A 24,451-nucleotide genomic window follows, 5' to 3' on the forward strand; every position below is an offset into this window, starting at 1 on the left:
TTTTATTTCTTATTAAGATTGGAGAAAATCACAATTTATAAAAAATGTGGATAACTTTTATGCACTTGTTAACAGGTTTTAAAAGACTGAGTTATCAACGTTTGTGTACAACATTGTGGATAACATGAGCAGATATTCCCATGTTATACCCAAGTTATCCACTTTTGTGTCCACAATTGTGGAGAACTACATACGTGTAATTTAAAGTTGATTAGCATATACATAACATGCAAATAGATAGGAGCACAATAAGAATCAGTAAAGAATATATAGCAAAACGCTCATTAAAAGATGCTTTTTTAAGAATCGGATTATTAACTCCAAGCAAAGTAGCCAAAATTGTTCCAGTGATAAGACCACCAACATGAGCCTGCCAAGCAATATTTGGAATAATAATAGGCATAGCTAGAGTTAAAGCAATCCATATCAAAGTTCCTCGAGTATTTTCACCGAGTCTCCATTGAGCTACAAGAAGTGCCCCTATAAGCCCCATAATTGCACCTGATGCACCATAAGCCGACAAGAACCAGTTTCCCGTCATTCTGCAGTAAAGTAGGGTTGCAACGCATCCTCCTAGTCCTGAAATGGCATATAGGAAGAAGAACTTCCACCTGCCAAAGAATTTCTCTAATTCTATTCCGAGAGAATATAAGCAGAGCATGTTGAAAAATATGTGGCTAAATCCAGGAGAATGGACAAACATAGATGTAAACCAAGTCCAAATAGATTTTTTAATCAAAAATGGAGAAAATGCTGTATTCTCAATAAGTACTTGATACAAGTTTGGCGAAAAAGTATGAAGAATAATTTCAACAAGCCAAACAAACACACAAATATAAATGAGTGAATATGTAGCGCTTTTGCAATTAATCTTAAAACGCCTAATAATATTTTTTACATCAAAATTGTTCATAAAATAACATTATCTAATCGCATACACAAAGTTTAAATATTTGTAACCAATCTATATGATAAAAAAGATGCGAGTATTGAAAAAAATCACTATGATAGTGAGTACGCGAGTGAAACTCGATATAAATTGTTGACTTGGACGAGCAGGTCAGCTTGACGAAAGGAGCCATCATGGAGAACAGGTCCTCTGGCGGTTGGAAGTTCTTTGCACTGCTCTTTGGAGCACTGCTCGCAGGTATTGCAGCATTGTATGTATACAAGCAGCATAATCCTGATTATGATCCATGGGAGCAGCCATGGGAGAACAGCTCTTCACCAATCGATTTAGGTGCTGAAAAAACAGATAAGGAAGAATCTGAAGTAGCTAAGCCAGTTGAGGCTTAGATAGAATTAAAATTCTTATACTCAGATTTTTAGCTATATAAGGTGTGAAGTTCTGCACTTATAGTGCATAGTTTCACACCTTATTTTTTTTTATTTTGATATTTATTTTTAATTATTTTTATAAATAAAAAAGGCTGTGACCAACAAACGCTAGTCACAGCCTTTTTTATTAAAGCAATTTTTAAAATGCTTTTACATAATTATTCAGCAGTTGGAAGAGCGCCAGTGTGCCAAATGCGATCGAGGTAATCTTCGATAGAGCGATCAGAAGAGAAGTAACCAGAGTTGGCTACGTTCAAAACTGCCATGCGAGCCCACTTCATAGGATCGCGGTAAGTTTCCTCAATTTGAGCTTGAATATCCATGTAAGAGCTAAAGTCAGCCATTGCCATGAAGTAATCGTGAGTAAGCCAATCATTAACGAGTGGCTCATACGCGCTCTTGTCACCATTGGAGAATGTGCCGTCAGCAACCATGTCTACAGCAGTCTTCAATCGAGGATCAGACTCGTAGTACTTGCGGGAGTCGCCGTGATCGTAGCCTTCAGCATAGAGCTTCTCAACCTCGTCAACAGTCATACCAAAGAGGAAGAAGTTCTCAGCGCCAACGCGTTCACGAATCTCAACGTTTGCACCGTCGAGAGTACCAACAGTCAAAGCACCGTTCAAAGCGAACTTCATGTTACCAGTGCCGCTTGCTTCCTTACCGGCCTGAGAAATCTGCTCATCCAAATCGGTGGCAGGAATCAAGTTCATAGCAAGTTCAATGTTGTAGTTCTCTGGGAAGAACACTGCAAGCTTGCCCTTGCATGCTGGATCGTTGTTTACCACGCGAGCAACATTGTTAATGAGCTGAATCGTAAGCTTTGCCATAGCATAGCCTGGAGCGGACTTAGCGCCGAAGAACACGGTGCGTGGAAGCATCTTGTCTACGTCGATTGTGCCATTCTTGATTCCAGCGTATGTGGAGATAACCTGGAGGATCTTCATGGACTGGCGCTTGTACTCGTGCAAACGCTTAACAATGGTGTTAAACATAGTATCTGGGTTGATTTCAAAGCCATACTTGTGCTTTGCAAAATCAACGAAGGCAAGCTTATTCTGCTTCTTAACTTCAGCAAACTTCTTAACGAATGCTGGATCATCAGCCAATGGCTTCAAACCTTCAAGAAGCTCCAAATCACCCTGCCATGCGTCGGTGCCCAAGCCCTCAGTAATAAGGGCAGACATGCGTGGGTTGCTCAAGCGCACGAAGCGACGAGGAGTTACGCCGTTAGTAACGTTCTTGAACTTATCTGGGTAAACGTTGGAGAAGTCCTTCAAAGTGACATCCTTCAACAACTCAGAGTGAAGCTCAGCAACACCGTTAACATAAGAACCACCGTAGGTAGCCAAGTAAGCCATGCGAACTACAGCACCTTCGCCATTTTCGTCGGCGTCGGTAGCGATACGCATGCGCTCAACCTGATCCTCAGCAACGCCTTTACCGCGAAGCTCATTGCGGAACTGCTCGCTAATACCTTGAATAATCTCAAGGTGGCGTGGCAAAAGTTCGCCAATAAGCTTTGCTGACCAAACTTCCAAAGCTTCTGGAAGAAGCGTGTGGCAAGTGTAGTTGAAGGTCTTGGTGGTAATGCCCCAAGCGGTGTTCCAATCGTAGCCGTACTCGTCCATAAGAACGCGCATAAGCTCTGGAATACCGATAACTGGGTGAGTATCGTTCAACTGGAAGTTGATCTTGCTTGGGAAGGTGGTGAGATCCGGCTTATCCTGACCTGGATAGAATACGCGGATAGCATCATGAATAGAAGCAGCTACGAAGAAGTACTGCTGCTCAAGACGCAAAGCCTTGCCTTCTGGAGTGGAATCTTCTGGGTAAAGAATCTTAGAAATGTTTTCTGCTGCAACCTGTGGCTTAACAGCATCCAAGTACTCAGACTTGTTGAAGGTGAGCAAATCAAATTCGTCGTAAGACTTTGCAGTCCACAAGCGAAGAGTGTTTACGCGACCAGAGTTGTAGCCTGGAACCATGTAATCAACTGGAACTGCGCGAACAGACCAAGCTGGTTTCCAAACGCGCTTACCGTTTTCTTCAACAACTTCGCCGCCGAAGTTAACGCGCTGATCTCGACCGTAATCGATATGACCCCATGGCTCTTCGTTGCTAAGCCAGTAATCAGGGGTTTCTACCTGCTTACCATCTTCGTCGAAGCGCTGCTTAAAAATTCCGTAACGATACTGGATGCCGTAGCCAAATGCTGGCACGCCGATAGAGGCGAGCGAATCGATGAAGCAGGCTGCGAGACGACCCAAACCGCCGTTACCTAAACCTGGCTCATACTCAGCATCGATAACAGCTTTTGGATCGAAACCAAGCTTAGTTACAGCCTTGTTGAACTGGTCAGTAAGACCAGCGTTAAGCAAAGCGTTCTCAAGCTGCTTGCCCATCAAGAACTCTGCGCTCAAATAGCCCACAGCCTTGGTGTTGCCGTTAATCATGTCATGCTGGGTCTGCATCCAAGAGTCCATCAAGTGGCGACGGACCGCGGTAGCAGCGGCAACATACACATCAGCCGTAGTGGCCTGTTCTGGCGTGACACCTTGAGTGTACTTCAGATGTTCTTGAAGTTCTTTGGCAAATGTCGCCGCAGTTGTCTTGGCTTTCGGCGCGACGTGTTTAGTCATATTTGACTCCTTGTGCCGTGAATAATATATTTACCTAAAATGTGCGAATAGCAACCCTTGATTATGTTGGTTGTAGCCGCGCCAAATTGCACTTAACAAGACGGTACGCGGCAATGCACACGTTTTCATTGTTGATGATATCACAACCCCAAACACTTATTAAGAATTATTCACAATATGACTTTTATTAAACTTTTATCAGACTTTGATAAAACGCTACCAAAATCACAAACAATAGTCATGTAATTCATGAGATAATTCAAATATGACAGTTATAAGAGAAAAAGATATAAATCGCGCTAAAGAATCATTTAAATTATGGGAAAATAAGGCGAAGGCGTATGTGAAATCTTTGCAAGATAAGGAAAATTTCACATGTATTAACAGCAAAATTCTTGAAGTTAGTAGAGATGATGAAGCAATGGCTGTTAGGTATTCTCTTTATGTTTTGGAATCAATAGCGCCTGGATTTGCTGTAGAGGTAAGAGTAGCGCCCTGGGGAGCTATAAAAATCCTAGAAGGTCCACAATCAGATCCACACAATCTAACGCCGCCTGATGTTATAGAACTAGACCCAGATGTTTGGTTGCGGCTTTCCTGTGGAATAACAAAATGGAATTACGAGCAGCAAATTGGCAATATAAGTGCAATTGGAGAGCGAGATAACCTAAGCAATCTGCTGCCCGAACTCACAAAATCTCTTGCACGAGAATAATTTAATTCAACAATTTAATTCAACAATTACTTGTTTATTATTTTTAAATTACTTCTTATGCATAAAATTCGGCATAGGCATAGGAATATGGTGGTGGACCGTGCCAGAATTGCCGGACGATTTATCTTTATTAGCTGCAGACGCAGCTGCTTCAGCAGCCCACTTAGCGTAATCGTCTAAATCGTCATCGTTGCAAGGAACAGAATCGCACGAGTCTTGCTCTTCATTAGCGTCTTTAGAATCGCTATCATCAGCAAAATCAGACGAATCTTCTTCCTTATCAAGATAATCTTTAGATTCATCATAATTATCAGATTCAAACGGATCGAAGGATCCCTGACCAGGCTCGTGAGTATTAAGCTCCTTAGCAAGCTCGTCATAATCCGTATCGGTCGTCAGGTATTTGAGCTTACGGGCAATTTTCTGTTGCTTTGCCTTCTGTCGTCCGCGGCCCATCTGACCCCCTCTAATTTACCGAAACAATCAATTCATCACACAAGAGCGTACCACTGTGCCGCAACCGAGTATATTGTCTGAGTGGACTTTTACGATAAAAGCCATATTTTTAGGCTTAAAAATCGCAAGAAAAATCGCGTGCGTAAGGAGTTAGAAATGTCAGAAGAAGCACAAGTTACGGCTGCTGGAAATGAAATAAGTGCAAGCTTTGTAGCAGCTCAAAAACGTTCAGACGCAACGCTTGAGAAGCTAAAAGCAAATCCTAGCTCCTTTACTATGCTCACAGGAGATAGACCAACAGGAAGACTTCATTTAGGACACTACTTCGGTTCGATACGTGAGCGTGTCGCAATGCAAAATCTTGGCGTAAACACAAACGTGATTATTGCAGACTATCAGGTGATTACAGATAGAGACACTGTTGAACACGTAGAAGATAATGTACTAAATCTTGTTCTTGATTATATGGCTGCTGGAATTGATCCTAAGAAAACAATGATTTTTACACACTCCGCTGTTCCTGCAGAAAATCAGCTTATGCTGCCATTTTTGTCTTTAGTTACAGAAGCCGAATTGCATAGAAATCCTACTGTTAAAGCAGAAATGGAGGCTTCGGGTCATGCTTTAACAGGACTTTTGCTTACGTACCCAGTGCATCAAGCTTGCGATATTTTGTTCTGCAAAGCAAATGTTGTGCCAATTGGAAAAGATAATTTGCCACACATTGAGATTACGCGTACGATTGCTCGCAGATTTAACGAGCGTTATGCAAAGAAGAATCCTGTTTTCCCAGAGCCAGCTGCGATTCTTTCGGATACGCCAGAAATCCCAGGATTAGACGGACGCAAAATGAGTAAGTCTTACGGAAACTCGATTATGCTGGGCGCAACTGCAGAAGAAACAGCGAAGCTGATTAAGAAAAGCCCAACTGATTCTGAGCGCACAATTACATTCGACCCAGTGGCTCGCCCACAGGTTTCTGCTCTTTTAACTACCGCTGGATTGGTTACTGGCAGAGATCCAAAAGATATTGCGCAAGAAATTGGTGACGCAGGTGCAGGAGCACTAAAAGCGTATGTTATTGAATCTGTAAACAACTTCCTTGCTCCACACCGCGAGCGTCGTGCGGAATTGGCAAAAGATATGGACGCTGTGAGAGATATTTTGCACGATGGAAATGCAAGAGCTGCTGCGATTGCGCAAGAAACACTTGATCAAGTGCGAGAAGCAATGAACATGAAGTATTGATTAACAATGTTGATTAGCAATAATTAAATCTGATTAATTCTTGCTTGATTGCATACAAATAAAACGCCCAGTAGTCGCTGGGCGTTTTTGTTTAGGTTTATACTATTCGTTTTATCTTTTTATTTTCGATATAACTAAATGTCGTATCGCCAGCTTTTATCTGTTATAACTCGCGCAACAGCAAGTCCTAATGGCAAGCAAATAATCACCATAAAAGCGCGGAAAGTCCAATCTAAAGCAGGAAGAGTATTAAACTGTCCAAGATAAAACATTGCACGATACATATAAAGTCCAGGAACCATAATCACAATAGATGGAACAGTAAGACCAATACGCGGATAGCCCAAATATTGAGGCGCCCAACCTCTATGAACTACAGATCGCCAAGCGGAAGCCAAAAGACCAGCAAGCAAAGCGCCAGTAAATGCTGCGATTTCTGCAGCAATACCAAAATCAGCCATAGTTAAGCGCAAAGTATCGGTAATCGCGCCGATTATTCCAGCAACGAAACACATTCTTTGAGGAGAATTAAACAGAACGGAGAATCCCCACACGCCTGCAAACGCTGTAATCATTCTAAGAACAGCATTAAGCCAAGGATTTAAGCCCAGTGGAGTAAAGCCTTGGGGATTAAGTTGAACAAGGCTTGCAACCATCCAGCCAGCAAGAGTACCCATTAGAATAATCGCCATTGTGTAGCAAAGTCGCTGAATGCCAGAAGGAAAATCAATCTTAGCAATATCTAAGCCGCCTGTAATAAGAGGAAAACCTGGAATTACAAACAAAACAGAGCCAATATAAGCTGTATTATGATGCAAAGCAGCAGGATCAAAACATCCAACAAGTCGAAGAGAAGCAATGCAACTCAAAGCGCCAACAGCAACAGCAATAAACGTTACAACAAATTGGTTTAGATGATGCATAAACATGCGTCTTCTAACATAATGACCAATGCCAGCTCCAATAAAAGCACCAAGCATATCGTAAGCGCCGCCGCCGAGCAAAAATGCGAAGGACGCGCACGCCACAGCAGACGCAAGACCTGCAAACCAAGGCTTATAAAGAGGCTTACGATTTTTAATTAAATCGAGACGGTCGTGAACTTGACGAACAGTAAGCGGCGCGGAAGAATCGCAAGCGGGATTTTGATTAGATAAAGCGGCGGAATTGTTTTTAAGATCTAAATTCAAATTATTTTGAGAATTTTGAACATTTTTGACATTTTGAACGTGAGAAAAATGCTCAGCATACGTTCTTTCTGGTTGAAGCGCAAAAATCCCGCGAGGTTTTTCTTTGCGAATCGCCTCTTGAATTGCCATTTTTTCTTCGACTTTTGCAGCGTGCTCCTCCGACTGCTTAGCTGTTTGAACAATCGCATTCTCATTGCTGCTAGCTTGAAGAGTGTCCACCAACTCCTTGGAAACAGCTGCCTTTGAATGATATAAGGAATCATTTCCAAGTTTAACGTTAAACCAATCTGCAAAATGTTCGAGCAACCAGATTCTTTCCGTATTTACGCCCGTAGTAGGAAGGTCAACAACTTCGGTAATGCGCTCATGCTTATCTGTGCAAGTAGCCTCAATGTCTGTTAAATTAACATCTGCGCGCACATTAACACCCATAGGTTCGCCAATCCTATGCATAAGCTCACGGACTCGGTAGCTTCCAGTACCAGCGCCTAAGCCAAGAGCACCAACGCGAATAATAATACTGGATTTTGCGGCAATCCCAGCTTCCGTAACTGGTTTATCCCAATCGCGCTCAACATCTTCCATATCTAGCGGAATCGCGTGCGTTTGGAATCTTCCAGAAGGTTTTCCTACTATATGACCAGTCGGAAGTATTTGTGGAGTATTGCCTATATTACTGTTTGAATTACTATCAGCGTTATTCTCTTCTATGCTCACAATTTTTAGTATACGCAGCGCGTAGCCTATAAGAAATTTATAGAAAAAATCAGTCCTAAGGTCGGTTCACAATTATTTTGGAATCTCGCTGGGAACAAAGGCTGTGGGCTTGCAACTTTTGACCTAAATAACCGCGGAGGAGCCGCGGAAGTCAAATGACCAAGCAACCTTATGACTAGCACAAGGAGGTCTGATGACAACTCAAAATCAACAGGTGACTCCAGCAGACGCAACAATAGTTACGTCTGGACTAGGACGAAAAGGACCTGAAGAGCGCGAACTGCCAGCATCGCTTAAGCAAGACATGGATTTATGCTTACATATTCTGCGCGATGTATTAGGCGAATTTGATGAAAAACTATTAACAGTATTCGACGAAGTGCGATTAAACGCAGTAGACGCAAGCGCAGCACACTTCGCACAAATGGTTGATGCACAAGGAACAGAAGACGACGGACTAAACAAAGCTGTAGAAAAAATCAACGGCATGGATTTGCCAGATATGCAGCTTCTTGCGCGTGCGTTTGCTACATACTTCCACTTAGCAAACCTTTGTGAAGAAAACTACAGGGTCTCCGTGCTGCACCAACGCGAATGCGAAGTAGAAGAATCTAATCCCGTAGACCCAGTTAACGAGCTAACATGCGCATACCACAAGTTGCTCACGGAAATGAGCCCTGCGCAAGCTAAGGAACTGCTAAATAAGCTTGAATTCCATCCAGTTTTCACAGCGCATCCAACCGAAGCAAGACGAAAAGCTGTAGCTGGTAAAATCCGCAGAATATCAAAGCTTCTAAGCAAACACAATAGGCTAGGAGGATCAGACAAGCGCGAAAACTACAGGCGTCTATATAACGAGATAGACGCATTGCTCCGCACATCGCCTATTGCTCTTAAAAAACCAACACCAGTTGAAGAAGCAGACACAATACTCGATATATTCGACGCAACATTATTCAACACAATTCCGTTGGTTTATCGCAGATTTGACGATTGGCTTTTGGGCAAAAAAGCTGGATTAGTGCCACCGCGCTGCCCAGCATTCTTCCACCCAGGAAGCTGGATTGGATCCGATAGAGACGGAAATCCAAACGTTACAGCAAAGGTAAGTAGGCAGGTTGCGAGCAAGTTTAGCAACCACGTTTTGAAAGCGCTGGAAGAACGCACGCGCGAAGTTGGCAAATGCCTGACTATGGAAACACGCACAACGCCTCCAAGCGTTGAGCTGCTGGAACTTTGGAACCGCCAGAGGGAAATGAGCGAGCAGCTCACTGAAAACGCGTCCGACGTATCTAATAGCGAGCCGCATAGAGCCGTTATGCTTGTGATGGCAGACCGACTACACCACACGATTAGCCGCAATACAGACTTGATGTATCATTCTTGCGAAGAGTTCATTGAAGATTTGCGGATAGTGCAACGTTCGCTTGCTGAGGCTGGAGATGCTCGAGCAGCATATGGACCATTGCAGGATTTGATCTGGCAGGCGCAAACCTTTGGATTCCACATGGTGGAGATGGAATTCCGTCAGCATTCGCTCGTGCATTCGCGCGCATTGGAAGATATTCGCGAACACGGTTTGCATGGAGAGCGTGGACCTCTTCAGCCAATGACTCGCGAAGTTCTAGACACATTCCGCGCGCTTGGAGCAATTCAAAAGAGAAATGGAATGCGAGCGGCTCGCCGTTACATTATTTCCTTCGCAAAGTCTGCTCAGCATGTTCGCGATGTATTTGAGCTTAATCGCCTTGCGTTCGCGCATCCACAGGATGCTCCAACAATTGACGTAATACCACTTTTTGAGCAGCTAGAAGATTTGCAGAACTCGGTTAATGTTCTTGAGGAAATCATTAAGATTCCAGAAGTTCAGGCTAGACTGAAGGCTACTGGTCGCAAGATGGAAGTTATGCTCGGCTACTCCGATTCTTCCAAAGACGCAGGTCCTACTTCTGCAACACTTGCATTACATTCTGCTCAAGAACGTATTGCACAGTGGGCTAAAGATCATGACATTGATTTGACACTGTTCCACGGTAGAGGAGGAGCTGTTGGACGAGGCGGTGGTCCTGCAAACCGTGCTGTTCTTGCTCAACCAGTTGGTTCAGTAAATTGCCGATTTAAGCTTACTGAACAAGGTGAGGTTATTTTCGCCCGCTACGGAAACCCAATTCTTGCCATTCGTCACTTGGAATCAGTAGCTGCAGCAACTTTGCTTCAATCTGCTCCAAGCGTTGAGAAAACCAACACGGAAATGACGCACAAGTATGCTGATATGGCTCAAAAGCTTGATGTTGCAGCGCATAATCGTTTTATTGATTTGCTTCAAACAGATGACTTTACGCCTTGGTTCTCAACCGTTACTCCGCTTAGTGAGATTGGTTTGCTCCCAATCGGATCTCGCCCTGCAAAGCGCGGTCTTGGTGCAAAGTCTTTGGACGATTTGCGCACAATTCCATGGGTGTTCTCTTGGGCGCAAGCTCGAATCAACTTGGCAGCGTGGTACGGCTTGGGTACAGCTTGCGAAAAGTTTGGCGACTTGGAAACTTTGCGCAGAGCTTACGAAGAATGGCCGCTGTTTAGTACTTTTATTGACAACATTGAGATGTCTTTGGCTAAAACAGACGAGCGAATTGCTCGCATGTATCTAAGCCTTGGAGATCGAGAAGATTTAAGCGATAAAGTGCTTTCGGAAATGCAACTTACTCGCAAGTGGGTTTTGCAAATTGTTGGAGATAAATGGCCGTTGCAACATCGCCATGTGCTTGGCCAGGCGATTCGCGTGCGCTCGCCTTACGTGGACGCGCTTTCTGTAATTCAGTCACTTGCTTTGCATAAGCTTCGCAATAAGGTGGATAAGGAAGAATTGAGCGAAAGCCAGCAGGCAGAGTTCATCTACCTGATTCTCTGCACTGTTTCCGGTGTTGCTGCAGGCTTGCAAAACACTGGATGATTTTAATAAATTACTGAATCAAGAAGGCTCTCGTATTTGCGAATTGCAATACGGGAGTTTTTTGATAATAGGCTTATATTCTTAAACAAAATTCTTATTTACTACGGAAGATACAATATATTCTAAGTCAAAAATTTTAAACTTTAAGCAACTGAAAATATTGCCAATGCCAGTGTAGGAGATAATAATGCAAGAAGAAGTCAGCGAAGATTTTGCTAATGAAGATTCAGTTTTAGCTACATCGGTATTAAGCGCAATGCTTGCGGGGAATCGCAAATTTGCAGACGGCAATTCAGCGCATGCAGGCGTAAATTCAGAATCGCGCATGAAACTTATTGACGGTCAGCATCCTGGAGCTGTTGTGCTTTCGTGCGCAGATTCGCGAGTTGCTCCAGAATTTATATTCGATGCCGGTTTGGGCGATATTTTTTCTGTTCGCACAGCTGGAGAAGTGTTGGATGATGCCGTAATAGCTTCGCTAGAATACGCTGTAAGTGATTTGGGAGTAAAAGTGTTGGTTGTGCTTGGGCATGAGCATTGCGGCGCCGTAAAGGCTGTTTTGCTGAACGTGCAAAAGCTGGTTTCTGAATACGGCGAAGATAAAACAAGCGAAATAATTGAGTCGAGTGAGTCAATATTGCTGCGTTCTTTAGGGTCTGCTGCGCTCGCAGGTGTTGAGGAAAATTTAGATACAGATGATGTTGAACGTATTCACGTGTCTAATATTTTGTCTGAAATTTGCGAAAAATCACAAATAATTCGCGAAGCTGTTTTCAAAGACGCTTTGATGCTTGTTGGAGCAAGGTATCGAATGAGTGACGGCTTGGTGGAAGTGTTGTCATGCTAAAAACAGAAACCGAAGCAAAAACAACGAGCCAAGTAGAAAAAGCAAGTAAAGCAAGTAAAGCAAAACAAGCAAATTCTGCAAACTATCTTTTTTTGATTGAAGGAGTGCCTTTTGCAGCTCTTATTATTGCCATGGTCCCTGCGTTGCAATTGCGCTACCCTTGGATGCCTGTAAACACTATTATTAGAGGTGTTGCTGGGCTGCTTTTACAAGCTGTTCCTTTTACGCTAATTGGCGTGCTTGTTTCTGCTGCTGTAGAAACGTGGATTACGGCAGATTTTATTGAAAAACACGCTCCAAAATCTATTGCAAATGGGTTTTTAGCTGCAATTCTTGCTGGAGTCTGTGTGCCAGTATGTGATTGTGTTGTTGTTCCAACGTTTTCTCGTCTTGTGGCGAGAAAGCTGCCATTGCCTTGTGCTGTAACGTTTTTGTGCGCTGTGCCGGTGGTAAATCCTGTTTCTATTTGGGCTACTTGGTACGCGTTTGCGGATGTTCCAGCAGTTGCTGTGACTCGAGTGGCTTTGGGTGTTGGTGTGGCTCTTTTAGTGGGAGTTAGTTTTGTGATTTTTCCTGTAAAATCACAAGTTTTAAGGGAAAAATTTTTTACAAAATCATGTGGCTCAACATGTGATTCATGTGATTCTGACAATAATGATGGACTTTTAATAAGTTTTAAAGATCATTTAAAAGTTTATGCTCATCACGTCTATGCGGATTTTATGCGATTAATGCCAATAATATTGTTTGGAACAACTGTAGCTTCGATTATTCGCGTTTGGCTTGGATCAGATCCTGCGTCAAAAATAAACACAACAACAGTTTTTGTGGCGATTCCAGCAATGATGCTAATAGCATACGCAAGCTCCTTATGTTCAAGCTCTGATGCAGTAATTGCGCGCTCTTTGGCTGCTTCTCTTCCAATGAGTTCAGTAATTGTTTTTCTACTTTTTGGGCCAATGTTAGATATTAAAAACACTCTTATGCTTATTGAAGATTTTAAAGGGAAATTTGTGATACGTCTAACAGCAACTATTGCTGTTATTTGCTTACTCGCAGCGCTTCTTGTTCACCTTGCATGGGGTGTGATGCTATGAGTAATGTAAATGTTGTATGCAATGTTGATTGTAATAATGCAGATTGCAAGCAAACTAAGCATAAAATTACTTTTGCTCAGATTTCGCAATCGTTGTGTTTGATTTGCTTTTCAGCCACACTAATGTGGAGCGCATTAAGCGGATGCTACACAATCCTTACCACTCCGCGCGCATTCGTATACCTTATTTTTGCTGCGATTTTGCTTTTTGTTTTGGGGATTTGCTCGCTTTTTGGTATTATTCCAGTTTTTGCAAAAGATTCTAAACGCATTCTTGTTTCCCTAATAATTCCAATGCTCGTGATTTTAATTCCACTTCAAATGTCAAAATCAGCATTAGATCAAGGTTTTACAAAGTCTGCAGGTTTTGACGAGTACGCTTCTGGGCGCGCAATAGCAATCGCGTCTAATCGTAAAAATAATAAAAAAACTTTAAGCGGATTAGATGTAGCTAATAAAAAAATTATTATTTCAGACGATGATTTTGGAAATTGGTATGACGAAATTGACCATAATTTAGAGAAATATCAGGGATATGAAATTGTGGTAAAAGGTTTTATAAGTCGAGAAAACACGCTTTCTAAAAATCAGGTTCGCATATCTAGACAATTCATGTCTTGCTGCATTCTAGATATGTCTCCATTTGGGTTTGTTGCAGATTTTTCTAAAAACTTACGATTTAAAAATCACCAATGGGTGATTGTAAAAGCTAATATTTCATTAGGGAATATTGGTGTTAGTGGATATTCACACAAAGGTGTGGTTCTTAAAGTTGAGTCTATTAAAGAGATAAGTAAAGCCCCATCTGGTTATTTTTATAGAACCTGATTGTGTATATTATTTCGATATTAAGCACAAAGCTTTTTATATATGTTAAATTCAACTAAGATAGCAAGTATGTCGTTGGGTTTTAACATTGCACTCATTGTTGTGTTCCTTTTGTTTGGTTCCATATTTGCAGCAACCGAACTTGCGCTTGTTAATTTGCGATCGTCGCAATTAGACCGCATGGAAACGCAGGATGCTCGTGGGAAAAGAGTTGCAAAAATAGCTCGAGATCCAAACACTTTTCTTTCCACTCTTCAAATCGGAGTTACGCTTTCGGGATTTCTTTCGGCGTCCTTTGGTGAATCTGCAATCGCGCCTCATATTGTGCCAATTGTAAAGTCTTGGGGAGTTCCAGATCATGTTGCTGGACCATTAACGACTATTGTTTTAACGCTTATAATATCGTATTTTTCAATAGTAATTTCTGAACTTGTGCCAAAGAGAATAGCAATGCAGCGCTCTGAGCAAATCGCTCGAGCAGTTGTTCCAGCAGTAGATATATTCTCCAAAATATGCAAGCCGTTAATATGGTTGATTGCTAAGAACACCAACGGTTTTGTGAGACTTCTTGGATTCGATCCAAACGAAAAGGAAAGTGAAGTTTCCGACGAAGAGCTACGTGTTTTAGTTAACTCGAATAAAAAGCTTAGCCAAGATGAGCGAACAATTTTAGACGATGTTTTTGATGCTTCTGAAACGATTGTTGCCGAAGTTATGCGTCCTCGTGCAGACGTTGAGTTTTTGGACGGATCTTTAAGTCTTGAAGAAGCTGCTGCAAAAATTAGAGAATTGCCATATTCTAGATATCCTGTAACAGGCAAAGATTTTGACGATGTTATTGGATTTGTGCATGTACGCGATTTGTTAGATGTTAGAGATCCTAATGCTAAAACAGTTGCAGATGTAACTCGAGAAGGAATAAGTCTTCCTGGAACGTCTAAATTGCTTCCAAGCTTGGAGCTGCTTAGAAAACGCGGAATACATCTTGCTGTTGTTATTGACGAGTATGGCGGAACGGATGGCATCGTGACTCTTGAAGACATGACCGAGGAATTGGTTGGAGATATTAGAGATGAATATGATTTGCCAGACGAGTCGGATTTGAAGCGTGATAGTAAAGCTACTGTGTTTGTAAACGGGGTTGCTACAGTTGACGGTGGAATGACTATAGAAGATTTCGCAGATGTGACTGGAATTGAGCTAGAGGATGGACCTTATGAAACTGTTGCAGGCTATTTCCTTGCTCACACTGGCTCAATGGGCAAGGTTGGAGCTATTTTGCACGATGCGGATGGCTACGATATGACAGTTACGGAGGTTGATGGGCGTAGAATAGCTACGATTGAAGTCAGAAAAACCGAAGTAAATTAAAGATTTGAATAAAATTAAACAAAAATAAACAAAAAATGGAGGATACTAATATGGCTTTAACTCATATTGTTCCAGGTCTTGATGAATCGGCTAGTGAGAAAGCAATCGATATTTTGCAGAATCGCTTAAGCCATGAGCAGGAAGCTGCTTTAGTCTTAAAGCATGCACATTGGAATGTTACGGGTCCAGACTTTATTGCGGTTCATGAAATGCTTGATCCTCAGGTTGCAGAAGTTTTAGCTCAAGCCGATGAAACAGCTGAGCGAATTGCAACGCTTGGTGGATCTCCACTTGGTCGCGCAGACGATGTTGTAGCTTCGCGCACTTGGAAGCGTTTTGCTCTTAGTGGTAGAAAGTCCACCAAAGAGTATTTGCAAGCATTAATTGAGTATTACAACGATATGATTGCAGACGATAGAAACGCTATTGCGCAGCTTGATAATCTTGATATTGTTAGCTCAAACATTATTCAAGACCATGTTCAGCAGCTTGAAAAGTTCCAGTGGTTTATGCGTAGCCATTTAGAATAATTTTGTAGAATAATTTTGCGACACGCTTAGATTTGCTATTTGACATTTTTGTTTCATGTGCTAATCTAACTACTTGTATGTTTTCAACATACAAGTTGGGCCCGTAGCTCAGGTGGTTAGAGCGCATCCCTGATAAGGATGAGGTCGGAGGTTCAAGTCCTCCCGGGCCCACGGAATTGAACATCTTGTTCATTTTCTCCAATGGGGCTATGGCGCAGCTGGTAGCGCATCTGCTTTGCAAGCAGAGGGTCAGGAGTTCGAGTCTCCTTAGCTCCACAAATAGGGTTTCTAGCCAATCGCTAGAAGCCCTTTTTTGTTCATGGGGTACGTATTGTGTTTTGTGCGTGTTCCTTGTGTTTGCGCGCATCTTGTTATATGAGAATGCTTCTCATCAAGGTGTTTTGCTAAACTGAACACCAATAAATGAATATAGATATCTTTACGCCGTGTATTGCGCATGCTTAAGTGGATGCTCAATGGGTTAACAAGGCGTGAAATCGTGTGTTAGCAGCGTTTAGCGCAGTTAGCCTGATCAGCGTAAGGAAAGTGTATGCGTAAACTTTTAGCGTATTGCCGTCGTGCTCCTCAATTAGTAATAGTTTTAGTTTTGTTCCCGTTTATTGCGGCGTTTTATTCTAGCAATCTGACTTTTATACTCGATTTTTGCAAAGTTATAAGCAAGACGTTTACTTTCTTACTTTCGTTAATAAACGTTGATTTTAATGTGCAAATAAGCCTTACAATCGGGCAAAGTATAATAACATGTTTAGTTTTATACACATGTGTTAAGTCGCTTTTAAGTATGATTGATGATTTGGCGCATGGCACACTTGGAATTGACTTGCTTGCGTTTGTTGCATTGCTTGCAACGCTTTGTATAGGCGAATTTTGGGCAAGTTATTTGATTGTTGTAATGGTGTTTACAGGCGAAGCAATCGAAGACTTTGCGCAAGATGCAGCGCAGAAAAATCTATCTCTTTTAGTAAATGCGTCTCCTCAAACCGCGCATTTAATGACACTTCCTGGAATAGTGTATGGTGAATCTTGTGAGCAATGTGCTCTGCTTGATCATAGTCATTTTAGAAAAGTAAGCAATGAATCTTCGATAGGGGCATCGCAAGAACCTCAAGATTTTACTAGTTGTGAATCGTGTAAAAAATGTCACAATAACTCTAAAGAATGCCCAATATTGCAAGATGTAAAGTCTTCTAGCCAATTGCAAAGATACAAAACAGTTCCAGTTGAAGATTTAAAAATCGGCAATGTAATAGTTGTTCTTCCAGGAGAAACAGTTCCTGTAGACGGTGAGCTTTTAAGCGGTTCCGCTGTTCTAGACACAAGCGCAATAAATGGCGAGTCTCTTCCGCGCGAAGTGTTTGCTGGCGCACAAGTGTTGTCTGGATGCGTAAATGGCGGCGTTGTGTTGATTATGCGCGTAACTAAGTTATCGCAAAATTCGCAATATCAAAAAATCATGAAGTTGGTGGAATCTGCAAGAAGTTCCAAGGCTGCTGTAGTTCGATTTGCGGATATGCTTTCCGTTCCTTTTACGGTGATTTCTTTTGTGATTGCAGGCGTTGCTTGGGCTGCATCTGGTCAGGCTTTAAGATTTGCGCAAGTTTTGGTGCTAGCTACTCCTTGCCCACTATTAATCGCTGTTCCAGTGGCGTTTATGGCAGGAACAGGAAGACTTGCAAAACTTGGTATTGTGGTAAAAAGCCAAGATGTTTTAGAGCAGCTAAGCCGAGTAACAGATGTGTTCTTTGACAAAACGGGAACGCTTACTGTTAAACAGCCTCAAGTTGTTAGAGTGGATTTAGCGAATCATCAAAATAGCGAAAATCAGGAAAATCAAGAAAATAGTGGGTTGCAAAATAGGATACTAATGTTTTCTGGTGTTCTGGAAACATACTCACAGCACATTCTTGCAGGAGGAATTGCAAAAGCTGGATCGGATCTTTGGCAAAACACTCATCCATCTGCCGTTCCGCAGCTTCCAAGCGTGAGAGAATATCCTGTTGTGCAGAATGTCAAAGAAACAGCAGGTCAGGGCATACGCGGAGTTGTGGATGGCGTAAACGTTAGAGTTGGGCGAAAAAGCTACGTTTTGCAAGCGTCAGCTGGCAATCCCGAGGATGAGTTGCAAGCAACCGAAGATAAAGCCAAACGTGCAAATGTAGAAAATATATCAAAAATAGAAAGCAATTTTGAAGAGCTTTCTGCCGACGAAATGGCGACATATGTTTCTTTTAATGGCAAACTTGTTGGGCGAATCGTTCTAAAAGACGTGCCTAGAGAAAATGCAAAATCTACGATTCAAAAACTCAGAAAACTTGGTGTTCGTTCAATAAGCATGCTTACTGGAGATGGTCTGCAAGCTGCTCAAACAATAGCAAAAAGCGTTGGTATTGAGCGAGTAAATGCTAATTTGCTGCCACAAGACAAGCTTGAGTGCATAAAACAGCACTATAGTGATTACAAAAGCGAAGAAGATTGCGGCAGATTTGGCAGTTTTGGCATCTTTGGCAGCTTTATGGATAAGAAAAAAGATAAGCGCGTAACAATGATGGTTGGAGATGGCGTAAACGATGCACCAGTTTTGGCTGCAGCAAACATTGGAGTGGCTTTGACTGATGGAACGGATACAGCGGCTTCGGAGTGCGCGCAAGTTGTGATTATGAACAACAACATTTATGCTGTAGCAAACGCAGTTAGTGTAGCCAAACGCACAAAGCGTGTTATGGTTCAGGCTGTTATGTTGGGAATCGGTTTAGCTGTTATAAGCATGATTGCGGCGGCTTTTGGGCTGATTCCTGCAGTTCTTGGAGCTATGATGCAAGAGATGATTGATGTTGTGTCAATTTTATGGGCGCTTACAGCGTTGAAAGGAAAGCGCGCGTAAGAGTAAATGTGCATATGTGCATAAGTCACAAGTTACAAGCACGCATAAGCAAAAATGTATATAAGTGACAATATTCACTTTGGTCTTTTCTTGAATGAGCCAAGGCGCTAGTCTAAGTAGTGGAGCATTTAAGGAAGCGACTTATAAAACAGTTTACAAAAAGAGTTCAAAATGCTTAAGAATGCTCGAAACACGCAAAATGTAATGTTTTAAATAACAACATTGAATAACAAAATTTGAATAACAACATGGGAAAATTTATGGAAACGAATTATGATGCGGATTCGCACGAATTGCGAATCGCAGTTATTGGTGCGGGGCCTGCCGGAATATACTCGTCAGATATTTTTCTTCGTCAGCTTAAAAAATTGGGTGACGAAATGGGATTAGGTACGAGCGCTAGAATCGATTTATTTGAAAAACTACCAGTTCCATTCGGGCTGGTTCGATATGGAGTTGCGCCAGACCATCCGAGCATAAAATTCATTGCAGATGCTTTGGCTAAAACGCTTGATAATCCAAATATTCACTTGTATGCGAATGTTGAATTTGGCAAAGATATTACATTAGACGATTTGTTGCCTCGCTACGATGCAATTCTGTTTGCTACGGGCGCTGTAGAAGATAAGCCGCTTAATATTCCAGGCTCCTCATTGTGCGGCGTTTATGGCGCTGCAAAATTTGTGGAATGGTACGACGGGTATCCTACCAGTGAGCGCGCTTGGCCGCTTGATGCCAGCCAAGTGGCGGTTATTGGCGGTGGAAACGTTGCTATGGATGTTGCGCGCGAGCTTTTGCGAGATGCGGATTATCTTCGCGAGCACACAGATATTTCTGACGACGTTTACGATGGTTTGCTTAAAAACCAGGCTAAAACATTGCACTTGTTTATTCGACGAGGCGTTGCTCAAGCTAAATTCTCTGTGCAAGAATTGCGTGAGATGGAAAAGCTTTCTGGCGTGCAAATAGTTGTAAATGAAAACGATTTTGACTTGGATGACGAAACGATTGATGTTGCTGGAAAAGACAAATTGACCCGTCAAATGGTAGAAGAGCTTTTTGCTATACGCGATTTGAGCGAAGATATGGAAGATAGTGGAAACGTTGATTTTGAAGGCAATCCTGCAAATCGACGATATATTATTCACTTCAATTCTGATCCAGTTGAGATTCTAGGAGAAGATGGGCGAGTGCGTGCTATTCGAGTAGAGCGCACAGTTACAAGCGCGGACGGAAAAATGACTCGTACTGGAGAGTTTGAAGAATACCCTGTTCAAGCGGTTTACCATGCGATTGGATATAAGCCTGCTAAGGTTTCTGGCGTTGCTTACGATGAGAGCAAAACTCTTCTTGCGAATAAAGATGGTCGCATAGTAACTGATCCAGATGGTGATGTTGTGCGTCCACGCTTGTATGCAACTGGCTGGGCTAAGCGAGGACCTGTTGGATTAATTGGTTCTACAAAGTCAGACGCTTTGCAAATAGTTGCAAATATGTTGGAAGATTTAGCTGCAGGCGATGGTGATAATTTCGATGGTGATAATTCTAAATCCAATTCTTTGAGAGGAAGATTTGCTGAAGATAGAGAGCCTAAATCTATCGAAGAGCTTCTCGCTTCCAGAGGTGTGGATGTAGTTGATTTTGATGGTTGGAAAAGAGTTGATGCCTTCGAAGTCGAATCTGGTGTGGCAGAAAATCGCGCTCGCAAAAAGGTTGTATCTAAGCAAATGCTTATAGATATAGCAAATCATCAACAATAGTTTGTTAATTTTTAGTGGTCGCTTACGTCTGCATATTTGCAAAACGTAAGCGACCACTTGTTAACAGATTATAAATCTTAAATACACTAACTAGTAAATACATTAACTAGCATCAATCTTAAACATATTAATTATAAATATACAGTTTTCATTCAGCAAAATTACAGTTCCGATTATTAGAATCGTAAACATGTTCAGCAATATAGGAATGCGATGCAGCAATTATCTGAAAACAGCAGCACTGTTCTCAGTAATCTGGTTGATTCTTGCCTTAATTTGGGCTGCCTGTGGATTGCGCTTGCCTATGCTGATTTGGTTTGTAGTTTTAGGAATAATTCTCAGTGTGTGCGCGTATTGGCTTTCTGGCAAGCTCGCAATTCGCATGGTGAATGCTATAGAAGTCAGTGAAGATGAAGAGCCAGTCTTGTATGGTATTGTTCGCGAGATTTCTGCGAGAATCGAAAGACCGATGCCGCATCTTTACGTTGCTCCAATGGATAGTCCTAATGTTTTTGCAATTGGTCGCAGTGAAAGACATGCTGTTATTTGTTGTACGCGTGGACTCTTAAACATTCTGAATGAGCGTGAGTTGCGTGGTGTTGTAAGTCATGAGCTAATTCATATTTATAATCATGACATTTTGAATTCCACGATTGCTTCAGCTATTGCGACAATTATGACTTATGCCGGCTATGTTCTTACGTATTCCAAGAAGAAGTATGCTTCTGATAGTGAGTTTGCTGTTAGATCAAAATCTTCTAAAAGCCGTTGCCCAGCGTTAAGGATTATTGGTCAAGTTTTAAATGTGATTTTTGTGCCAGTTGGATCATTAATAATTAAGCTTGTGGTTTCTAGAAGCCGCGAATTTGACGCAGATAAAAGCGCTGGAATGCTTACGGGAGATCCTGCAGCTTTGGCTTCTGCCCTAAATAAAATTTCTTACGGTGCAAAAATACATGAGATGAGTAGAGTCGCTGGATTGCAGGCAATGTCTTCGCTGATGATTGTAAATCCATTTGAAGATGATAAGTCAAAATTATTGAAGATGTTTTCTAATCAGTCAGCTATCAAAGAGCGAGTTAACTTCCTGAGACTAATGGCTAAGTCGCAAGAGGATAATGCTGAGTATTCTGGGTATGCTGAAATGTCTCATGAAAATGAAGCTGCTGCAAGATCAGATGAATTTGATAAGTCTGAATCTGTATTCAACATCCGATATGGAAGAAGATTTCCTGGTGGAGTTGTAGCCGTAAGCGGAGCATGATATCCTTATATGGTTTGTTGTCTAGATTGATTAATCGAGTCATTTGAAGGTATTAGTCGCCAGCAACCGAACATGCGGACATAGTTCATCGGTAGAATGGAAGCTTCCCAAGCTTCAGAGGCGGGTTCGATTCCCGTTGTCCGCTCCATGTGGGGAGATCTGATATATCAACGTTCTTTGCCTGTTATTGCACCTTAAAAATAGTCTAAATGTGAAAATAATGTGCGAAATTCTGTAATTTTTTTTTAATATTGACACGAAAATCTTAGTTAAATTAAAATTATATTGAATCCGCTATGGCAGCGGATTTAATGGTAGGAGGTTTTTTATGTTAGATATGTTGTTTGCGCTTGTTGCTGTTGCATCAATGTTAATAGGTTTAGTTTTGTCTGTAATGCTTTGGGTTAAAAGCAGCAAGTCAGTTAAAGAATTGTATAAAAAGGCGTGCTCATATGCAATTATTGATGTTGTATTAGGCGTATTGTCGTATATTTCTTATGCTGCGACTATCAATTCCGTAGATGTTGATGTGCGTGAATTCTACACAAATTATTTCACGGCGCCATTGATTGTTCTTGCTGTTCTTGTTGTAAGTATTGCTGCTATAACCATCTTTAAGAGTAAAAAAATAGCTATGTAAAATAACTAGATTAAACAGTTTATCAAATAATAATAGCCTTCTGAGTTTAATTAAGATTCAGAAGGCTATGTTTGTTATATGTTGTGTTTGGTTTGATTGTGATTTGTTGATTTTGGTATGAATTTTGTGTGTGATATTTAGACAAAAGATGTATAAATCGTATTTTTTGTACATTGGATGTATAAAAAATTGTACATCGGATATACAAAAAATACGTTTTTGTGTATACAAGTTTTATAATCGCGCGCTTGCAACGCAATGCATTTGAGTTATAGGTCAAACAGAATCTGTGGGCAAGTCGGAGATTCGACCACAGTACTGTCAATAATTCAGTCAACTATCTGAGAAAATAACAGTAAAGCCGATTGCGCGTAGCTTTAATTAAAAATGACCATTACTCTAAAATAGACAAATACAAATCAAGTCTTTGATTTAAATATCTTGCAAACATGTTTGCCATAGCAGACACGTTGTGTTTTGCGTGATACTCATCAAAAGCTTCATAATATTTCAAGCGATCAGTAAATTTTATATCTATTGGCGGGTACCCTGCTTTCATCAACTCCAAATTGACCAGCAGTCTTCCTGTTCTTCCATTTCCATCAATAAAAGGATGAATGCTTTCGAATTCTATATGAAAACGAGCAAGTTTAGTAACAATATCTTCATCGCTGTTTTTGTATTTTTTCAATAATTCTTCCATTTTTGAAGCGATTAAATATGGTTGTGCTGGCTTATGTGCAGCTCCCATAATTCGAACGGGAACTCTTCTATAAACGCCTCTATCTTCTCTCTTGTTGGCTAAAACTAAATAATGTATGTCTTTTATAACTTTTTCATTTATCTGCTTATTTTCGCTAACAAGCTGCTTTACGTAATCAAAGGCTTCTTTGTGTCCAATAACTTCTAGGTGCTCTTTTAATGATTTTTGATCAACAGTAAGCCCTCTAAGAACCATGTCTGTTTCGCGCAGTGTTAAAGTATTTCCCTCAATTGCATTTGAGTTATATGTATATTCTATTAGAAATTCTTCATTAAGTCTTTCTAATTCTCCTTCAGTTAGGGGTCTTCTTTTTTTAAGAGTTTCTAATTTAGTTTTTATGATTGGAATTAGCGATTCACTAATTTTATATCTTCCGTCGGTCGGCTTTGATGCGTCATGCGGTATTTTCCAGGATCTTCCTTCCCGATATGCTCCTGGAATTTTCCCTCCGGAGCATAGAATTCTTACTCTTCTATCTGATATGCCCCATTTTTCAGCAGCTTGCTTTACTGTTATATACATAAAATACCCTTAATCATTGTTGCGTTTTATTATATTTTAACGTTTTATCGGAATAACATAAACAGTATCGGAATAACATATTTAATTTATCGGAACAATAGCGATTGATAAAACCATTAACGTGAGTCTGCGTTAAATATTGGGATATCTTTGTTTAGAATGATCCTGCAAGTAAAGAATAACACAGATTTGATTGCTGCAAAACGCTTGTATTGCAATACGCTAGACATGATTTTTTTTGCACACTTTTTGGGCTTCGGACCCTTGATTTCAGTCTGAAGTGTGTGATATTTAGACAAAAGATGTGTAAGTCGTATTTTTTGTACATTGGGTGTATAAAAAATTGTACATTGAATGTACAAAAAATACGTTTTTTGTATATAAGTTCTTATAAGCACGCTGTGGGAATGCGATGCGTTTGAGTGAATATTGCATAAGTTTTATATTGAAGAAAGTTTTTAGTCTGGTCTTATCTGGATGCTGGAATACTAGACAATAGTTCAGCTCGCCTGAGTCTTCTCGGTGTGGGATGATTTTCTTTCTCCACTAGGATGTTCTTGTGCCAGATAAAATCTTTGTGAAATAACCCAGAATAGTTGGATTAATCAATATAAAAAGCGCTGACTTATTTATGCGTTAATACACATTTTGTAAGTCAGCGCTTAGTTTATT

18 protein-coding genes and 3 tRNA genes are annotated in these 24,451 nt (G+C 41.2%); 16 read left to right on the forward strand and 5 right to left on the reverse strand.

The window, feature by feature from the left end; all coding sequences use genetic code 11:
* Window positions 1–211 precede the first annotated feature (211 nt).
* Entirely contained in the window at window positions 212–913 is a 702-nt protein-coding gene (locus P0106_RS06085) for a rhomboid family intramembrane serine protease (RefSeq protein ID WP_004116470.1), read from the reverse strand.
* Between the two features lie 170 nt (window positions 914–1,083).
* Between P0106_RS06085 and P0106_RS06090 the strand changes: the two genes are divergently transcribed.
* Window positions 1,084–1,296, forward strand: coding sequence for a hypothetical protein (locus P0106_RS06090; protein WP_004113993.1), 213 nt, complete (start codon window positions 1,084–1,086; stop codon window positions 1,294–1,296).
* A 200-nt stretch (window positions 1,297–1,496) separates the two neighbouring features.
* Here P0106_RS06090 and P0106_RS06095 read toward each other — a convergent pair whose 3' ends face one another.
* Entirely contained in the window at window positions 1,497–3,980 is a 2,484-nt protein-coding gene (locus P0106_RS06095) for a glycogen/starch/alpha-glucan phosphorylase (RefSeq protein ID WP_116437977.1), read from the reverse strand.
* Window positions 3,981–4,245: 265 nt separating this feature from the next.
* Between P0106_RS06095 and P0106_RS06100 the strand changes: the two genes are divergently transcribed.
* On the forward strand, window positions 4,246–4,695 hold the full coding sequence (locus tag P0106_RS06100) for a sterol carrier family protein (protein WP_004116474.1): 450 nt from the start codon (window positions 4,246–4,248) through the stop codon (window positions 4,693–4,695).
* Between the two features lie 48 nt (window positions 4,696–4,743).
* On the opposite strand, the gene P0106_RS06105 is transcribed toward P0106_RS06100, so the two are convergent.
* Complete coding sequence (locus P0106_RS06105) at window positions 4,744–5,151, reverse strand: DUF3073 domain-containing protein (protein ID WP_004113981.1); 408 nt, start codon at window positions 5,149–5,151, stop codon at window positions 4,744–4,746.
* A 156-nt stretch (window positions 5,152–5,307) separates the two neighbouring features.
* On the opposite strand from P0106_RS06105, the gene trpS reads away from it, so the two are divergent.
* Window positions 5,308–6,399, forward strand: coding sequence for a tryptophan--tRNA ligase (gene trpS / locus P0106_RS06110; RefSeq protein WP_101891685.1), 1,092 nt, complete (start codon window positions 5,308–5,310; stop codon window positions 6,397–6,399).
* A 134-nt stretch (window positions 6,400–6,533) separates the two neighbouring features.
* Here the strand turns inward: trpS and P0106_RS06115 are convergent, their stop codons facing one another.
* Window positions 6,534–8,306 carry a threonine/serine exporter family protein gene (locus P0106_RS06115; protein WP_285070302.1) on the reverse strand — a complete coding sequence of 591 codons (1,773 nt, stop codon included), beginning with the start codon at window positions 8,304–8,306 and terminating at the stop codon, window positions 6,534–6,536.
* A gap of 193 nt (window positions 8,307–8,499) precedes the next feature.
* Here P0106_RS06115 and P0106_RS06120 point away from each other — a divergent pair, with 193 nt between their 5' ends.
* The 13 genes from P0106_RS06120 (at window position 8,500) to P0106_RS06180 (ending at window position 22,494) form a co-directional block, all read left to right on the forward strand.
* The gene (locus tag P0106_RS06120; RefSeq protein WP_004113978.1) at window positions 8,500–11,256 is read left to right on the forward strand and encodes a phosphoenolpyruvate carboxylase; all 2,757 of its coding nucleotides are present in this window, start codon (window positions 8,500–8,502) and stop codon (window positions 11,254–11,256) included.
* A gap of 187 nt (window positions 11,257–11,443) precedes the next feature.
* The gene (locus P0106_RS06125; RefSeq protein WP_473730559.1) at window positions 11,444–12,103 is read left to right on the forward strand and encodes a carbonic anhydrase; all 660 of its coding nucleotides are present in this window, start codon (window positions 11,444–11,446) and stop codon (window positions 12,101–12,103) included.
* Entirely contained in the window at window positions 12,097–13,200 is a 1,104-nt protein-coding gene (locus tag P0106_RS06130; protein WP_473730560.1) for a permease, read from the forward strand. The genes P0106_RS06125 and P0106_RS06130 overlap by 7 nt, the downstream gene beginning before the upstream one ends.
* On the forward strand, window positions 13,197–14,027 hold the full coding sequence (locus tag P0106_RS06135) for a TIGR03943 family putative permease subunit (protein WP_014554254.1): 831 nt from the start codon (window positions 13,197–13,199) through the stop codon (window positions 14,025–14,027). The genes P0106_RS06130 and P0106_RS06135 overlap by 4 nt, the downstream gene beginning before the upstream one ends.
* A gap of 69 nt (window positions 14,028–14,096) precedes the next feature.
* Window positions 14,097–15,398 carry a hemolysin family protein gene (locus tag P0106_RS06140; RefSeq protein ID WP_004113973.1) on the forward strand — a complete coding sequence of 434 codons (1,302 nt, stop codon included), beginning with the start codon at window positions 14,097–14,099 and terminating at the stop codon, window positions 15,396–15,398.
* A 50-nt stretch (window positions 15,399–15,448) separates the two neighbouring features.
* Entirely contained in the window at window positions 15,449–15,928 is a 480-nt protein-coding gene (locus P0106_RS06145; protein WP_473730561.1) for a Dps family protein, read from the forward strand.
* 97 nt (window positions 15,929–16,025) lie between these two features.
* A tRNA-Ile gene (locus tag P0106_RS06150) sits at window positions 16,026–16,099 on the forward strand.
* Between the two features lie 32 nt (window positions 16,100–16,131).
* Window positions 16,132–16,204 (forward strand) — tRNA-Ala (locus tag P0106_RS06155).
* A 274-nt stretch (window positions 16,205–16,478) separates the two neighbouring features.
* Complete coding sequence (locus tag P0106_RS06160) at window positions 16,479–18,830, forward strand: heavy metal translocating P-type ATPase (protein ID WP_473730562.1); 2,352 nt, start codon at window positions 16,479–16,481, stop codon at window positions 18,828–18,830.
* A 260-nt stretch (window positions 18,831–19,090) separates the two neighbouring features.
* Window positions 19,091–20,590 (forward strand): FAD-dependent oxidoreductase, encoded by a 1,500-nt coding sequence (locus P0106_RS06165; RefSeq protein WP_473730563.1) that lies wholly within the window; start codon window positions 19,091–19,093, stop codon window positions 20,588–20,590.
* 190 nt (window positions 20,591–20,780) lie between these two features.
* The gene (locus P0106_RS06170) at window positions 20,781–21,854 is read left to right on the forward strand and encodes a M48 family metalloprotease (protein ID WP_473730564.1); all 1,074 of its coding nucleotides are present in this window, start codon (window positions 20,781–20,783) and stop codon (window positions 21,852–21,854) included.
* A 74-nt stretch (window positions 21,855–21,928) separates the two neighbouring features.
* Window positions 21,929–22,002 (forward strand) — tRNA-Gly (locus tag P0106_RS06175).
* Window positions 22,003–22,182: 180 nt separating this feature from the next.
* Window positions 22,183–22,494 carry a peptidase A8 gene (locus P0106_RS06180; protein ID WP_473730565.1) on the forward strand — a complete coding sequence of 104 codons (312 nt, stop codon included), beginning with the start codon at window positions 22,183–22,185 and terminating at the stop codon, window positions 22,492–22,494.
* A gap of 394 nt (window positions 22,495–22,888) precedes the next feature.
* Here P0106_RS06180 and P0106_RS06185 read toward each other — a convergent pair whose 3' ends face one another.
* Window positions 22,889–23,779 carry a Fic family protein gene (locus P0106_RS06185; protein WP_473730566.1) on the reverse strand — a complete coding sequence of 297 codons (891 nt, stop codon included), beginning with the start codon at window positions 23,777–23,779 and terminating at the stop codon, window positions 22,889–22,891.
* Window positions 23,780–24,451: the final 672 nt, after the last annotated feature.

Source organism: Gardnerella sp. c11Ua_71 (assembly GCF_055818025.1).

Bases quoted from the DNA above. Each gene is read 5' to 3' on its own strand.
- P0106_RS06095 (WP_116437977.1), bottom strand. From the start codon at position 3,980: ATGACTAAACACGTCGCGCCGAAAGCCAAGACAACTGCGGCGACATTT.
- P0106_RS06145 (WP_473730561.1), top strand. From the start codon at position 15,449: ATGGCTTTAACTCATATTGTTCCAGGTCTTGATGAATCGGCTAGTGAG.
- P0106_RS06120 (WP_004113978.1), top strand. From the start codon at position 8,500: ATGACAACTCAAAATCAACAGGTGACTCCAGCAGACGCAACAATAGTT.
- P0106_RS06140 (WP_004113973.1), top strand. From the start codon at position 14,097: ATGTCGTTGGGTTTTAACATTGCACTCATTGTTGTGTTCCTTTTGTTT.
- P0106_RS06160 (WP_473730562.1), top strand. From the start codon at position 16,479: ATGCGTAAACTTTTAGCGTATTGCCGTCGTGCTCCTCAATTAGTAATA.
- P0106_RS06105 (WP_004113981.1), bottom strand. From the start codon at position 5,151: ATGGGCCGCGGACGACAGAAGGCAAAGCAACAGAAAATTGCCCGTAAG.
- P0106_RS06135 (WP_014554254.1), top strand. From the start codon at position 13,197: ATGAGTAATGTAAATGTTGTATGCAATGTTGATTGTAATAATGCAGAT.
- P0106_RS06170 (WP_473730564.1), top strand. From the start codon at position 20,781: ATGTTCAGCAATATAGGAATGCGATGCAGCAATTATCTGAAAACAGCA.
- P0106_RS06165 (WP_473730563.1), top strand. From the start codon at position 19,091: ATGGAAACGAATTATGATGCGGATTCGCACGAATTGCGAATCGCAGTT.
- P0106_RS06130 (WP_473730560.1), top strand. From the start codon at position 12,097: ATGCTAAAAACAGAAACCGAAGCAAAAACAACGAGCCAAGTAGAAAAA.
- P0106_RS06125 (WP_473730559.1), top strand. From the start codon at position 11,444: ATGCAAGAAGAAGTCAGCGAAGATTTTGCTAATGAAGATTCAGTTTTA.
- P0106_RS06085 (WP_004116470.1), bottom strand. From the start codon at position 913: ATGAACAATTTTGATGTAAAAAATATTATTAGGCGTTTTAAGATTAAT.
- P0106_RS06090 (WP_004113993.1), top strand. From the start codon at position 1,084: ATGGAGAACAGGTCCTCTGGCGGTTGGAAGTTCTTTGCACTGCTCTTT.
- P0106_RS06100 (WP_004116474.1), top strand. From the start codon at position 4,246: ATGACAGTTATAAGAGAAAAAGATATAAATCGCGCTAAAGAATCATTT.
- P0106_RS06180 (WP_473730565.1), top strand. From the start codon at position 22,183: ATGTTAGATATGTTGTTTGCGCTTGTTGCTGTTGCATCAATGTTAATA.
- trpS (WP_101891685.1), top strand. From the start codon at position 5,308: ATGTCAGAAGAAGCACAAGTTACGGCTGCTGGAAATGAAATAAGTGCA.
- P0106_RS06185 (WP_473730566.1), bottom strand. From the start codon at position 23,779: ATGTATATAACAGTAAAGCAAGCTGCTGAAAAATGGGGCATATCAGAT.